This window comes from Timonella senegalensis JC301, from assembly GCF_000312125.1.
Taxonomy (GTDB): Bacteria; Actinomycetota; Actinomycetes; order Actinomycetales; family Cellulomonadaceae; genus Timonella; species Timonella senegalensis.
The window spans coordinates 333,534-347,222 of the sequence record NZ_HE978642.1 but is presented as its reverse complement, the minus strand read 5'-3'; the positions used below and the strand labels follow the sequence as shown (position 1 = coordinate 347,222).

Below are 13,689 nucleotides of genomic sequence, written 5' to 3'. Positions count from 1 at the left end.
CTGTGACTGGCACCATCACCTTGCGGAGCACAGCAAAAACATAACTACACGTAGGATGGAGAAACGGCCCTCAACACCAAGGACTTTCGATGAGTGACACTCCTGCAGCAATCCCAACGAACGCGAGCGCGGCCCATGCGCCCCAACTCGTCGAGCGGGAAAATGTGCGAGCAGGCGTCAACGCCAGGCTCCAGAACATCCTCGTCGAGCAGCGGGAGTTTCTACGCTCACTCGGCGATGACACCGACCTCCTCATCGACGCGTGGGACACGCTCGTGAGTGGAGGCAAGCGCCTCCGCGCCGCGTTCGCATACTGGGGGTTCCGCGCAGCTGAGGCCCTCGACGCGCAGAACCCCGACGGGTCTTCCCCCCACGCTCAAGAACTCCTTAACGTTGGTGCAGCGCTGGAACTCTTCCAAGCCGCCGCGCTGTTCCACGACGACGTCATGGACCGCTCAGATTCCCGGCGCGGCAAGCCAACCGCGCACAAAACTTTTGAAGCTCTGCACATCCAAGACGGTTACGTTGGCGACGCGGATAACTACGGCACCTCCGTTGCCATCCTGCTTGGCGACCTCTCGCTCGTTGCGTCTGAAACCGAGTTTCGCAAGGCAGTTGCGGGCTTCCCGGCAGAAAACCGTGTCCGCGCTCTCGAGTACTTTGACGCCATGCGCTCCGTGGTCACCGTTGGGCAGTTCCTCGACATCCATGCACAGGTCGCTCCGTGGGACCAAGACCTTGACGCCGCACAGAAGCGCGCTTTCAACGTCATTCGCACCAAAACCTCGAGCTACTCAGTGACCTATCCGATCCTCATCGGTGCCGCACTCGCTGGCGCCACCGAAGAGACTATCGGCCTGCTGACAAAGTTCGCCCTCCCCGTTGGCATCGCATACCAGCTCATCGACGACCTCCTCGGCGCGTTCGGCGATGCTGAAACCACGGGTAAGCCGACTGGAGATGATCTGCGCGAGGGTAAGCGCACCGTCCTCGTCATCGAGGCACTCAAGCGCCTTGACGATCAGGATGCAGACTTTGTGCGAAGCAGCCTTGGGCGCCACGACCTCTCTGATTCTGATGTCTCCCTGCTGCTCAAACTCATCGACGAATCTGGTGCCGCCGCACGCACCCGCCAGATGGTGGAAGAACATGCCGCCGAGGGTCTCGGCTTCCTCGCGCAAGCCGACCTCAACACGGAGGGCAAGGCCATGCTTACGGCCCTCGCGCAGTACGCGCTCAAGCGCGACTTCTAGTCAGCTTCCACTGGGAAAATAGCGCTACTCCACGGAAGAGAAAGCGACGGGGCCAGACACAAACGTGTCTGGCCCCGTCGCTGTGAGTTCAGGGAATCGTCGCTAATTCAAAGGACGACTAGAAGAGTTGCTGTGCAGCGCGGCGGACGGCGCTCTTGTTGCCTGAGCGGAGGGCGTCGATTGGGCGCATGCCCAGCGACTCTTCCTGCGTGAAGATCCACGTCAGGATTTCTTCCTCGGACATCCGCATGTCACTGAGCTGAACCACAGTGCCGCGAAGCGAAGGCAGGATGATGAGCTTCCCCGAGCCGTCGTCTTCCTTCACGTCGGCGGGGTTCGCCATGTGAGCGGGCACGAGGAACTCAGCGGGAATGCACAGAACCTTTGGGTTTCCGCGTTTGATTCCGATGATTCGCTGGTCCCGCAGCGCAGAACGAACTGCCTTTGGGTCCGTGCCCAGACGGACGGCGAACTCAGGCTGGGTCAGCCACTCGCCAACGAGTTCTTCAAGTGGATTGGTGGTGCCGGTTTGTTGATCAGTCACAGGACAACTGTAACGCTTAACTGCGATTCTCCCGCGATTCCATGACCCGTCCCACTTCACGCGGGTGGATTTTGTGTGCATGAGGCGTTGAGGTTTCATCAAAGACAAGGTTTGCAGGACCTTGCACCTACAATTGAGCCGTGGTTACCTCCGTACATGACTCGCTGATCGGCCAACTTGTTGACGGCCGATACCTGGTGCAAGAACGAATCGCACTAGGCGGAATGGCGACCGTGTATCGCGCCACCGACAAGCGCCTAGACCGTTCCGTAGCGCTCAAGATCATGCACCCCCACCTTGCCAAAGGCACGAGCGGGCAGTCATTTGTCTCCCGCTTCCGCAGGGAAGCTCGTGCCGCAGCACGCCTCACCCACCCTGGGTTAGTTGCCGTGTACGACCAAGGTGTCGACGGTGAGATCAGCTACCTGACCCTTGAGTTCGTTGAGGGCACCGATCTTCGGCACATCCTCGACACCCGCGGCACGCTCAGCGTTGGCAAGGCTCTGGCAATCACTGAGGACACTCTTGATGCGCTTGCTGCCGCCCACCGCAGCAGTCTCGTGCACAGGGACGTCAAGCCTGAGAACATCCTCATTAGCAACGCGCACGAGGTCAAGATCACCGACTTCGGACTCGCGCGTGCAGTCACTGAAGTTACATCCACAACCACAGGAACTCTCCTAGGAACCGTGGCCTACCTCGCTCCAGAGGTCGTAACAACGGGCGTCGGTGACACCCGTACAGACGTGTACTCGGTGGGCATCATGCTGTTTGAGATGCTGACAGGCCGCCAGCCATTTGTTGGCGAGGCCCCCATCCACGTTGCATACAAGCACGTCAATGAGGACATCCCCAAACCGTCAACGCTGGTCCACTGGATCACGCCAGAACTCGACGCGCTGGTCACCTCGTTCGCAGCGCGCAACCCCGAGGACCGGCCGCGAACCGCAAGCGAGGCACTCGAGGACCTCCGAGAGGTACTAGCCACACTCAAGCCCGCACAACTCCAAATGCGCGCCACTCCCCCACAGCCGGCCAGCGATGCCGGATCAGACAAGAACCCACAGACCGCCTCAGTGCCAGCCATTTCCGATGACAACGGCCTGCACCTCAGCGATGACACCGCGGCATTCGTGCTGCTGGACGAGGACCTTGAGCCAGCCGAAGACTCAGACGATGCAGTCCTTGTGGGCGAGCCAGAGAACATGCGTGACGACGCCGCTGACACGCGTGAAGCAAACCAAACGGTTCCGCTGTATGTAAGAAACACACAGTCCACAATCTCGCTGCCCATCAGCCCAAATGGGCAACCGTCGTCTTCGAGCTCACCAGTTGCGCAGTCCTCCGCGAGCTCACCCCACGCAGCAACCACAGCAATACCTGTCATCGCGGCGGAAGCGGGCGGCCGCCCCTTCGAGCCTGGCACTGATGCTGCGTTACCCGCTCACCCAGCGACCCCTGGCGGCGCCACATACTCGACTTCAACGGGCACCTCACCGCAGTCCGTGACGTCAGCTAAGTGGCCTCGCTCTTCCAAGACAGTCGCTGCCAGCAACGGTAAAAACCAGACAACTAAGAACCATGCCGGCCGGTGGATCATCGTGACCCTCGCATTGCTTGGGATTCTGGGTGGCGGCTACGGGGGTTACTACTGGTGGAACAATGTAGGACCTGGCGCCTACACCACCGTCCCCCTCGATATCGTTGGCGTCAGCAAGGAAGATTCTGCAGACCAATTTGCAGGCTCATCCCTGACACCAAAATTCTCCGAAAGCTTCCATGACACGGTGCCTGCGGGAGAGGTCATTGAGGCCACACCCGATGAGGGTGAACGCGTCCGCAAGGAATCCTCCGTCGCAATCCTCGTCTCCAAGGGCATTGAGATGCACACCGTCCCCAAGGGACTCGTGGGCAAGCAGTTCGACGTGGTTCAGGCGGATCTCGTGAGTACAGGGTTCTCCAATGTGAAGGAAACCCTTAAGTACTCGACGAACAAGAAGAAGGGCACCGTCCTCGAGCTCAGTGAGAAGGAAGGCGCAACCATTCCCCACAACACCGAACTCATGGTGACCGTCTCGAACGGCCCCGAGCCGATTTCGATCCAGCAGGTAGTTGGCGAGACCGAAGAGTCCGCCAAGAAACTCCTTGAAGGGTGGGAACTCAAGGTCAAGGTCAAGACCAAACACGATGACACTGTGCCCAAGGGTTCTGTGATCTCGCAGAAGCCGAAGCAGGGTACAAATGGCTTCCGTGGAGACACCGTCACCATCACGGTCTCACTCGGTCCGGAACTTGTGGACGTACCAAACGTAGTAGGTAAGCGCACCGCCGAAGCAACCAAGATCCTCGAAGACCGGGGCTTTGACGTCAAGGTCAATAAGTACCTAGATGGCTTCTTTGACTCTGTTCGCTTCCAAGACGCCAAGGCCGGCACACAGTTGCCAAAGGGCAGCACCATCTCGTTGACAGTGTTCTAAGGCGCCACGTTGCTCTCGAAACACGTATGAGATGGCCCCGGTAGGAAACCTACCGGGGCCATCTCATAGAAGCTTCAAACGGCACCAGCACAGTGCATCCGTGCGTACTACGAGGCCCTTGACTCCCCAAACTTCTGCAGCATCTCCGCCACATGGAAGGCCATCTCGAGGGACTGCTGGTGATTCAACCGAGGATCTACGAGAGTCTCATAACGCAAGGCGAGGGTATCGTCGAAAATCTCTTCCGAACCTCCCAAGACCTCGGTGACATCGTCACCGGTCAGTTCGCAGTGAAGACCACCAGGGATCGAACCGACCGCCTCGTGGACCTCGAAAAAGCCTTGAACCTCGTCCAAGACGTCGTCAAAGCGGCGGGTCTTGTACCCGGAGGCAGACGTGATCGTGTTGCCGTGCATGGGGTCCGTCACCCACGTGACAGGTGAGCCTTCACGCGTGACCTTCTCCGCGAGTGCTGGCAACGCCGAGCGGATCTTGCCGGCACCCATGCGGGTAATGAACGTGAGGCGACCCTCGATGCCCTGAGGGTTCAACTTCTCTTGGAGACGCAGTGCATCATCCGGAGTCGTGGTCGGGCCAAGCTTGACGCCGATAGGGTTAGACACCCGCGACAGGAAGTCAACGTGGGCACCATCGATCTTGCGAGTGCGCTCACCAATCCATAGAAAGTGCCCCGAGGAATCGTAAGGGAGACCCGAGATCGGGTTCATTCGCACCATCGCGCGCTCGTAGTCGAGCAGCAGCGCCTCGTGCGACACAAAGAACTCAACGGTCCGGAGCTGATCAAAGTCAGCGCCACACGCATCCATGAAGCGGATCGCGCGGTCGATCTCGGCAGCGGTTGACTCGTACCGCTTGTAAGCGGGGTTCTCCATGAACCCGCGGTTCCACTCGTGCACCTGGCGCAGGTCGGCATAGCCGCCCTGCGTGTACGCACGAACAATGTTCGCAGTCGCCGCAGCGATGTTATATCCCTGCACCAGACGTTGTGGATCCGGGATGCGCGAAGCCTCGCTGAACTCGAACTGGTTGACCATGTCACCGCGATACACGGGAAGAGTCACGCCATCTCGGGTCTCCTCATTCGAGGAGCGAGGCTTCGCGTACTGCCCAGCCATACGACCCATCTTGACGATGGGCATAGAGGCGCCGTGCGTGAGCACGACAGCCATCTGGAGAATCGTGCGGATCTTGTTCCGAATGCGGTCGGCGTTGGCCTCAGCAAAAGTTTCGGCACAGTCTCCACCCTGCAACAGGAACGCCTTACCGCGCCCTGCCGCTGCCAGGCGCTGGGTAAGGGTTTCCGTTTCTTGCGGAATGACGAGCGGCGCAACCCCGCCCAGCGTGTCAACAGCGGCAGCAAGCTTGCCAGCGTCCGGCCACACCGGCTGCTGGTCCGCTTGAAGCGTCCTAAAGTTGTCTAGCCCTGCGCGGAAGGCGTCGTCATTCACTGAGGTCATGTCAGGCAGTGACCTTGGACTGGCCGATGCCACCGAGGAGCTCGTCGAACCACTCCTGGTTGACGTCGAATGGCTTGCCACCGGCGATGCGTGGGAACTCGATCGCGCGCAGAACGTCGTTCTGTTCCTCGTCATGTCCGATAACACCGGACTCGCCACGCAGTGCGCACTCAACGGCGAGATCAGTCATCGACTTAATGAGGCGAAGGTCTTCTGCGTTAGCTGCAGCCGCACGGGAGTAGTAACCCGACTTCTGAACCATGACCTTCTCAGCGCCAAGCTTCTCTGCGAACTGCTTTGCAAACCACTGGCCTGGGTTGATGGTGTCCAGCTTGACGTGACCGAACGGGTCGCGCTCAACGGTGCCACCCTCGGACTCGATCTGCTCAACGATCTCGTGCATGCCTGCACCCTCCGAAAGGAAGATGTTGACGTTCCCCTTCTCGTCCATGACGGCCTTGAGGCGCTGAGCCTCAGCCTCGATGTCGACCTTGAGCTCTGGGATGAAGACGGCGTCCACGTCCCAACGTTCCTTGGTCAGGCCGAGTGCTGGTGCCCACTCCAGGGTGTTGAGGTGCTTACGGTACTCGGCAGCCGCAGCTGCGGTGAGCCAGCCACAGTGGCGACCCATAACCTCGTGCACGATCAGCATGCGAGGGCCAGAACGGTGCTCGCCGATGACGTTGAACGCAAACTGTGCGGCTTCTTCGGCTGCAGTCCATGCGCCGAGCGACTGACGAATTGGAATAACGTCGTTGTCAATGGTCTTGGGCAGTCCAACTACGGTCAGACCGTAGTCGTTCTCTGCGAGATAAGCGGCAAGGTCAGCCGCGGTGGTGTTGGTGTCGTCTCCACCAATGGTGTGGAGTACGTCGATGCCGTCAGACTTGAGCTGCTCGGCAGCAACAGTCAGAGGGTTCTCGCCCTCCTTGACGAGTCCACGCTTCACGCAGTCCGCTGCGTTCGTGAGCTTAACTCGGGAGTTTCCGATTGGGGAACCACCAAAGCGGTGCAGGATTCCAGCCTGCTTGCGCGCTTCTGGGGTGATCTCAATCTTGGTGCCGGTCAGCAGGCCGTGGTAGCCGTACTGGTAGGCGATGATCTCAACCTCTGGAGCGATCTCGGTGTAGCGCTCAATGAGGCCACCTACTGCGGACGAAAGACAAGGTGCGAAACCACCAGCGGTAAGCAACGCAACGCGACGGACCGTCATCGTGACAACCTCTTCCTGATGTCGCCCACCCGTGTGTAGCGACGTATTTTCCTGTGCCAGAACTCCAGCGATTGTTCGCTAGGCAGAGAAGTACATTTCACTGCCGTGGGAGCCTTCTCAAAGCGTGCAGCGTTGTGCCGCGACGCCCCGAATTTCCAGAACTCAGTCTACTTTGGCATCGCCTTCTTGCGCCGGTGGTTCCGGTACCTGAACTTGGGGAACAGGTCGACCACCTGGCGCGGCGGCGCCCTTTGGTTCTGAATCTCTTGGCACACCTGCCGCGATACGCGCCTTTGCCGTCGCTGCGTAGATGTCCACATACTCTTGTCCAGACAAGCTCATGAGTGAGTACATGATCTCGTCCGTTACTGAACGCAAAATGAAGCGGTCGGACTCCATGCCCTGGTAGCGGGAGAAGTCCAGCGGCTCACCAATGATCACGCCGAGTCGCATGATCTTTGGGATGCGCTTGCCGATTGGCTGTGCGAGGTTCGTTCCAACCATGGCCACGGGAACCACGGGAGCGCCAGACTCGAGGGCGAGCCTTGCAACGCCGGTCTTGCCGCGATACAAGCGGGCATCGGGCGATCGGGTGCCCTCTGGGTAAATGCCGAAGAGTTCGCCATCCTGCAATCGCTGAAGGCCGGTCCGGAGCGCCGCCTCGGAGGCCTTACCTCCGGAACGGTCCACTGGAATTGTTCCTACGCCACGCATGAACTTTGCGGTCAGTTTGCCTTTGATGCCTTTTCCGGTGAAGTACTCAGACTTACCAATGAACACGATCTCGCGATCGATAACCAAAGGCAACACAAAGGAGTCGATAACAGCCAAGTGGTTGCTAGCGATGATCGCGGCGCCCTCAGCTGGAATATTCTCGAGCCCTTTGACCCAGGGACGGAACATCAGCTTGAGGATTGGCCCCACGAAAACTCGTTTCATCAACCAGTAAAACAAACGGCCTCCTCAGACGTGCGTGTTTCGCGCGTCCCAAACCAACTCTAAAGTATTAGGCATGACGCCTCCCGAGCCCAACTCACCGAACGAGCCGAATGCGGAAGAACCATCGGAACGAGAGTCCCAACAACCAGACTACTTGACTGATCCAGCTGCTACTGAGCAAGCTTTCCAGCAAATAGTCTCCGAACTATCTGATCTTTCCACGAATGATCCAAATGACGAAACCAAGCGCGCTGTTTCTGGTCAATCCGATGCGCCAACCTTTGACTTCCCATCGGCACCGTGGGTAGATCGACCAACTGCCGCGTCCAAACGATCGACGCCCGGCCGAGGTCCACGAGACTGGGATGATGACGTCGACGCGCTCGAACAGATCGACGCATTTGTGGAACCCGATCCCAAATTTGAACTCTCGCACGACCCCGTCCGAAACCTTGGATGGTTCTTGGTGACGATCTCACTCGTTGGGATGCTCCTGACCGCGCTCTTCACCCGACCGCAGCATGGTCCGACGCTACTCATCCTTGGTGCGATGTTTATCGTCGGCGCTGGCCTGCTCGTGTGGCGCATGCCCAACAATCCGTTGAATGGGAGTGGTGGCGGGGCCCAGGTGTGACTCAACTGATTTTCGACGATTCACCGAGTAGCCGGTCCAGTCACCAACTCAGCACCTCGCGACGCACTTGTGCCAGCCCCGTCTCAGGTGCGGCTCTCTGCGGGCCTCAGGTGCGGCTCCCTATAGGAGCCGCACCTAGTTAAGTCCGCGTTGAGACCGGCTAGCGTCGGGCAAGGTCGGCTGCGCCGACCATTCCCGCTTCATTACCCATCCGTGCGATTGCGAACTGCGCCTCAGTGCGGTGACCACGGGCAGGCAAGGCCTCGAGGAAAGCTTCCTGGGCAGGCAGCAGAAGAAGATCATTTGCCGCAGCTACTCCCCCACCAATCACGATGATCTCGGGGTCGAGTAGCGCCGCAACGGAGGCGGCGCCTTCACCAATCCAACGGCCCAGTTCTGCTAGCAGCTCGATGGCGAGAGGGTCACCATCCTGCGCCGCGAGCGTCACGAGTGGACCCGTGATTCCCTTAACAGAGCCACCGGCAGCGTCGATAAGGGTCTGCGCCCGTTCTGGCTGGGTTATTGCCGCCGCACGCGCCTCTCGAACCAGCGCTGATCCTGAAGAGTACTGCTCCCAGCAGCCGTCGTGGCCGCAGCCGCAGACGTGGCCATTTGGTACGACCCGCATGTGACCGACTTCGCCTCCGACACCGAAGCCACCACGGACAAGTTTGTTATCAATGACGATCGCTCCACCAAGACCTGTCCCAATGGTCAACGTGAGCATGTTGGATGCTTCGCGTGCAACTCCGTACTGGAACTCGGCCCATCCCGCGGCATTCGCATCATTTTCCACGACGATGGGGACATCTGTACCAAGAAGCTCGCGCACATTCCGGGCAATTGGGTAATTGCGCCAGTTAATGTTGGGAGCGAAGAGCACACTTGAACGGTCAGGGCTGCAGAATCCTGCAGCAGCAAGGCCGATTGCACCAATCTCAAAGTCGGCGCTCAGCTGCTTGCACACCTCGGCAATTGACGCATCGATGCTTGCAGGATCGTCGGCCTTTGTGGCTACACGAGTCTTGGCAAGGATCTTGCCTTCCTCGTCTACCACACCCGCTGCAATTTTCGTACCACCGATGTCAACGCCAATGGCGTACATAAAGATCTTCCCTAACTGTGTAGTGCCAACACCAAAGTGTCGAAGTTATAGTGATGGCCGGTGTGCTTTTGTTTTGCAAGGTCGGATGTAGACATCCGAGTCAAAGCCTACTCAGAATCCACCTCTTCCCGCACATTCGTATTACGTTGTACGCTCTGTTCGTACTCGCCCGCTGCCATAGGAGTCAGAATGGACGAAATCTTTACCCCGCCGCTCGTCACGGTGGACCCCGAGAGAAACCTCAACGATCTACTTGCCAAGCGCGTTTCCGCATCGCCGACCGGCACACTTATGGAACGGCAATCCGCTTCCGGTGAATGGGTCAAGATCAGCGCCCAGCAGTTCAACGAGGAGGTTGAGAGCGCCGCTAAGGGCCTCATCGCGAGTGGAATCAACGCGGGCGACCGTGTTGGAATCATGTCCCGCACAAGCTACGAGTGGAGCCTCCTGGACTGGGCTATCTGGGCTGCAGGAGCAGTCTCAGTTCCACTCTATGAGACCTCCAGTGCCGAGCAGGTCGAGTGGATCGTCAACGACTCCGGCGCTCAGCTGGTATTGGCCGAGACGCCTGAACTCGAGAGCACCATTCTCGAAGCCAAGCCCAACACGCCTTCTCTCAACGAAATCCTCGTGATCTCCAATGGTGCACTAGCTGAACTGGCTCAACGCGGGACTGACGTCCCGGATTCTGAACTCGCCGCGCGTCGTGCGAGCGCAAACCTCGAGTCGCTCGCAACGATCATCTACACGTCTGGCACAACCGGGCGTCCAAAGGGCGCTGAACTGGTCCATGCGAACTTCTACCTGCTCGCTGAGAATGCCGCGGCGCAAATGCACGAGGTCATTGAGTACGGCAGCCGCCGCACTTTGATGTTCATGCCGCTCGCCCACGTGTTTGCGCGCTTCATTCACGTACTCGTGGTTCCGGCCGGCTCTGTCTTAGGGCACGTTTCCGACCTGAAGGAACTGCTCCCTGCTATGGCTTCCTTCAAGCCGTCCTATCTACTCTCGGTACCCCGCGTCTTCGAGAAGGTCTACAACTCCTCCGAGCAGAAGGCGATCGCTGGCGGAAAGGGAAAGATCTTCCACTGGGCCGCCCGTGTCGCAATCTCGTACTCGCGCGCACTAGACGAGCCTTCGGGACCATCATTCGGCCTCAAGGCTCAGCACAAGATTGCGGATGGGCTCGTCCTCAAGAAGATCCGAGCAGCACTCGGCGGGGACGCAAAGTACGCAATCTCCGGCGGCGCGGCACTCGGTGAGCGTCTGGGACATTTCTTCCGCGGAGTCGGGCTCATCGTCCTCGAGGGCTACGGGCTTACCGAGACAACGGCTCCAATTTCCGTCAACCTCCCCGGAAACTCGAAGATTGGCACAGTCGGGCCACCACTACCAGGCTGTGGCATACGCATTGCAGAAGACGGCGAGATCCTAACAAAGGGTGTCAATGTGTTCCGCAGGTATCGCGGAAACCAAGAGGCAACGAACGCAGCCTTCAACGGCGAGTGGTTCCACACCGGAGACCTTGGATCGATCGATCACGAGGGTTACCTGCGCATCACCGGCCGTAAGAAGGAAATCATTGTGACTGCTGGCGGCAAGAACGTTGCACCAGCCGCTCTTGAGGACCGTGTCCGCGCTCACCCACTCGTGAGCCAGGTCGTTGTTGTCGGTGACGCCCAACCGTTCATCGGGGCGCTGCTCACTCTTGATCAAGAGGCACTTCCTTCGTGGCTTGAAGCACGTGGCAAGGCGCAACTTACACTCGCCCAGGCCAAGAACGATCCGGACGTACTCGAGGCCCTCGACCAGGCAGTCCAGCGCGGCAACAAGGCCGTGTCTCGTGCGGAGTCGATTAGGAAGTTCTCGATTCTCGACACCGACTTCACCATCGAGAACGGATACCTAACTCCATCGATGAAGGTAAAGCGATCACTGGTCCTTTCGGACTTCAAACACGCGATTGATGACCTCTACAAGGACGTCAAGCGGATCGACTGACCTCAATCCATGATGAACCTCGCCCGTGCCGGCTTGCGCATTGTGTCGCAAGCCGGCACGGGCCATTTTGGGTCTAGAGTTATTGAGGAATCCGGTACTCGCAAAGGAGAGAAATGCCCACAGCTATCGTCATGATTGACACAGAACCAGCGCTCATACCTGAAGTTGCTTCAGAGATCGCCGAAGTGGGTGGAGTCGCTGAGGTCTACTCGGTGACAGGCGAGATTGACCTCATCGCAATCGTGCGCGTTTCAGACCACAAGGACTTTGCGGACGTCATTGCTGACAAAATCTCAAAGATCCATGGGGTGCGACGCACACAGACCTACCTAGCCTTCCGCGAGTTCTCAACAAAGGACCTCGACGAGGCCTTTGACATCGGCATCTAGGCTAAGACTCAAAGTATCGATAAGGGGCCCTTCCACTGGAAAGCGGAAGGGCCCCTTTGTCACTTGTGTGGCAACTCAAGCAGCGCGTGTTGCCTCTGTCCGCCACGAATCGAGAATGGCGAGTGCACGTCCACTGTCGACTGCGTCCTCTGCGTGCCTTATGGCCGCCCTAAACGAGTCCACAAGGGAGTCCTGGCGGGTTCCTTCGAGGGACCCATCAGCGATCAGAGCCGCTGCTGCGTTGAGAACGACTGTGTCGCGGACGGGACCAGCTTTGCCGCCAAGGAAGTCGAGTGCGACCTGTGCATTGAACTCGGCTGAGGCTCCTCGGATATCTTCAACCGTGATCGCTGGCAATCCAAGGTCCGCCACAGGATCGAGAACCTGTCGCGTGATCGAGCCGCCAAACACTGTCCACACGTCGACCGTCCCGATCGCTGCGAGCTCGTCAAGCCCCAAAGCACCTCGAAAGACCAACGCGTCGGTACCCCGCTTTGCAAACACTCCAGCAACCAAGGGTGCCATCGCTTCGTCCGCTACACCCACGGCAGTTGCGTGAGGGTAACCGGGGTTCGTGATCGGTCCTAGGAAGTTGAAGGCCGTTGGCAAGCCAAGGTCCTTTCGAACTGGACCCGCATATCGCATTGCAGGGTGGAAAGTCTGGGCAAAGCAGAAGGTAATTCCCACCGCTCGACCAATCTCCGCTATGCGAGCAGGCTTGTGGTCCAGCGGAATACCCAACGCCTCAAGTACGTCAGCGGAGCCGCTCGTCGACGAGGACGAGCGGTTTCCATGCTTGACCACAGGTATGCCGCATCCAGCGATAACAAGTGATGCCATCGTCGAGATGTTTACCGTGTTCAGCCGGTCGCCGCCTGACCCCACAATGTCCACTGCTTTGCGTGAGCTCTCGAGGTCTGGGTACTCAACGGCGTGCGCAAGCATTGCCGTTGCCAGACCAGAAAGCTCCTCCACCGTCTCCCCCTTGGCGCGCAGCGCTACGAGGAACCCGGCCAGTTGCACTGGGGAGGCTTGCCCGGTCATCATCGAACTCATTGCCCACGCGGCCGCGTCCTCGGCGAGGTCTTCGCCTCGGATGAGCGTTGCCGTTATGTCAGGCCAATTAAAACTTGCGGGTGAAGTCATTCTTGTCCCGGGACGAGGTCTTTGTTAGTTAGGAGACGCGCGACGGCACTCTGCAGCTCGAACGCGTCAAGTGGACGAGGGACTGCCTCGTCTGCAAGTGACCATGATGCGAGCCAAGCGTCCTGTGCGCGACCCGTGAGAACGAGAATCGGCGGGCAATCGTAGACGGCGTTCTTCAGCTCGCGCGCGATTCCCATACCGCCCACCTTGTGGGCTTCTCCGTCGAGAATAATGAGATCGTAGCGGTTCTTCTTCACGAGTTCATCCAGGGCAGCTGAAGTTGCCACGTCCTGCCATCGGACTGCGACGTCCTCAACGAGTTCTCCCACCGCTGAGCGCACCTCAGCGCGAACGTCAACGTTGTCGGAGTAAAGGAGTACCTCGTATGGGCTCTTGGTCCCATCCGTGCTGGTCATTGCAACCTCACATCTGCTGTACGGAGTGTGGGCGACAGTCTTTGTCGCCACACACATGAGTATCTCAAAAGAGTTGAGTCGGCAAGGAACAACG

Annotated in this window: 12 protein-coding genes; 5 read left to right on the top strand and 7 right to left on the bottom strand. The window is 58.9% G+C overall.

All coding sequences use genetic code 11. The annotated features are described in order from the left end of the window. Positions 1 to 89: 89 nt before the first annotated feature. Entirely contained in the window at positions 90 to 1,253 is a 1,164-nt protein-coding gene (locus HGSM_RS06060) for a polyprenyl synthetase family protein (protein WP_019147856.1), read from the top strand. Between the two features lie 118 nt (positions 1,254 to 1,371). Here the strand turns inward: HGSM_RS06060 and HGSM_RS06055 are convergent, their stop codons facing one another. Beyond that, on the bottom strand, positions 1,372 to 1,797 hold the full coding sequence (locus HGSM_RS06055) for an Rv2175c family DNA-binding protein (protein ID WP_019147855.1): 426 nt from the start codon (positions 1,795 to 1,797) through the stop codon (positions 1,372 to 1,374). A gap of 140 nt (positions 1,798 to 1,937) precedes the next feature. Here HGSM_RS06055 and HGSM_RS06050 point away from each other — a divergent pair, with 140 nt between their 5' ends. Next, complete coding sequence (locus HGSM_RS06050; protein WP_019147854.1) at positions 1,938 to 4,274, top strand: Stk1 family PASTA domain-containing Ser/Thr kinase; 2,337 nt, start codon at positions 1,938 to 1,940, stop codon at positions 4,272 to 4,274. A gap of 107 nt (positions 4,275 to 4,381) precedes the next feature. Here the strand turns inward: HGSM_RS06050 and HGSM_RS06045 are convergent, their stop codons facing one another. The 3 genes from HGSM_RS06045 to HGSM_RS06035 form a co-directional block, all read right to left on the bottom strand. Beyond that, a complete protein-coding gene (locus HGSM_RS06045; RefSeq protein WP_019147853.1) occupies positions 4,382 to 5,752 on the bottom strand; it encodes a class II 3-deoxy-7-phosphoheptulonate synthase in 1,371 nt (456 codons plus the stop codon). 1 nt (position 5,753) lies between these two features. Then, positions 5,754 to 6,965 carry a pyrophosphate--fructose-6-phosphate 1-phosphotransferase gene (locus HGSM_RS06040; RefSeq protein WP_019147852.1) on the bottom strand — a complete coding sequence of 404 codons (1,212 nt, stop codon included), beginning with the start codon at positions 6,963 to 6,965 and terminating at the stop codon, positions 5,754 to 5,756. 162 nt (positions 6,966 to 7,127) lie between these two features. Beyond that, positions 7,128 to 7,904: a lysophospholipid acyltransferase family protein gene (locus HGSM_RS06035; protein ID WP_040594690.1), complete on the bottom strand. Its 777-nt coding sequence runs from the start codon at positions 7,902 to 7,904 to the stop codon at positions 7,128 to 7,130. Between the two features lie 73 nt (positions 7,905 to 7,977). On the opposite strand from HGSM_RS06035, the gene HGSM_RS06030 reads away from it, so the two are divergent. Further along, entirely contained in the window at positions 7,978 to 8,538 is a 561-nt protein-coding gene (locus tag HGSM_RS06030) for a hypothetical protein (RefSeq protein WP_019147850.1), read from the top strand. 160 nt (positions 8,539 to 8,698) lie between these two features. Here HGSM_RS06030 and HGSM_RS06025 read toward each other — a convergent pair whose 3' ends face one another. Beyond that, on the bottom strand, positions 8,699 to 9,643 hold the full coding sequence (locus HGSM_RS06025) for an ROK family glucokinase (protein WP_019147849.1): 945 nt from the start codon (positions 9,641 to 9,643) through the stop codon (positions 8,699 to 8,701). 189 nt (positions 9,644 to 9,832) lie between these two features. On the opposite strand from HGSM_RS06025, the gene HGSM_RS06020 reads away from it, so the two are divergent. Together HGSM_RS06020 and HGSM_RS06015 are read left to right on the top strand one after the other, a co-directional pair. Next, a complete protein-coding gene (locus tag HGSM_RS06020) occupies positions 9,833 to 11,644 on the top strand; it encodes an AMP-dependent synthetase/ligase (protein ID WP_019147848.1) in 1,812 nt (603 codons plus the stop codon). A gap of 113 nt (positions 11,645 to 11,757) precedes the next feature. Continuing rightward, positions 11,758 to 12,033: an Lrp/AsnC family transcriptional regulator gene (locus tag HGSM_RS06015; RefSeq protein WP_019147847.1), complete on the top strand. Its 276-nt coding sequence runs from the start codon at positions 11,758 to 11,760 to the stop codon at positions 12,031 to 12,033. 75 nt (positions 12,034 to 12,108) lie between these two features. Here HGSM_RS06015 and trpD read toward each other — a convergent pair whose 3' ends face one another. Both trpD and HGSM_RS06005 read right to left on the bottom strand, forming a co-directional pair. After that, on the bottom strand, positions 12,109 to 13,179 hold the full coding sequence (gene trpD / locus HGSM_RS06010) for an anthranilate phosphoribosyltransferase (protein WP_040594689.1): 1,071 nt from the start codon (positions 13,177 to 13,179) through the stop codon (positions 12,109 to 12,111). Beyond that, positions 13,176 to 13,646 carry a response regulator gene (locus HGSM_RS06005; RefSeq protein WP_313278299.1) on the bottom strand — a complete coding sequence of 157 codons (471 nt, stop codon included), beginning with the start codon at positions 13,644 to 13,646 and terminating at the stop codon, positions 13,176 to 13,178. The genes trpD and HGSM_RS06005 overlap by 4 nt, the downstream gene beginning before the upstream one ends. Positions 13,647 to 13,689: the final 43 nt, after the last annotated feature.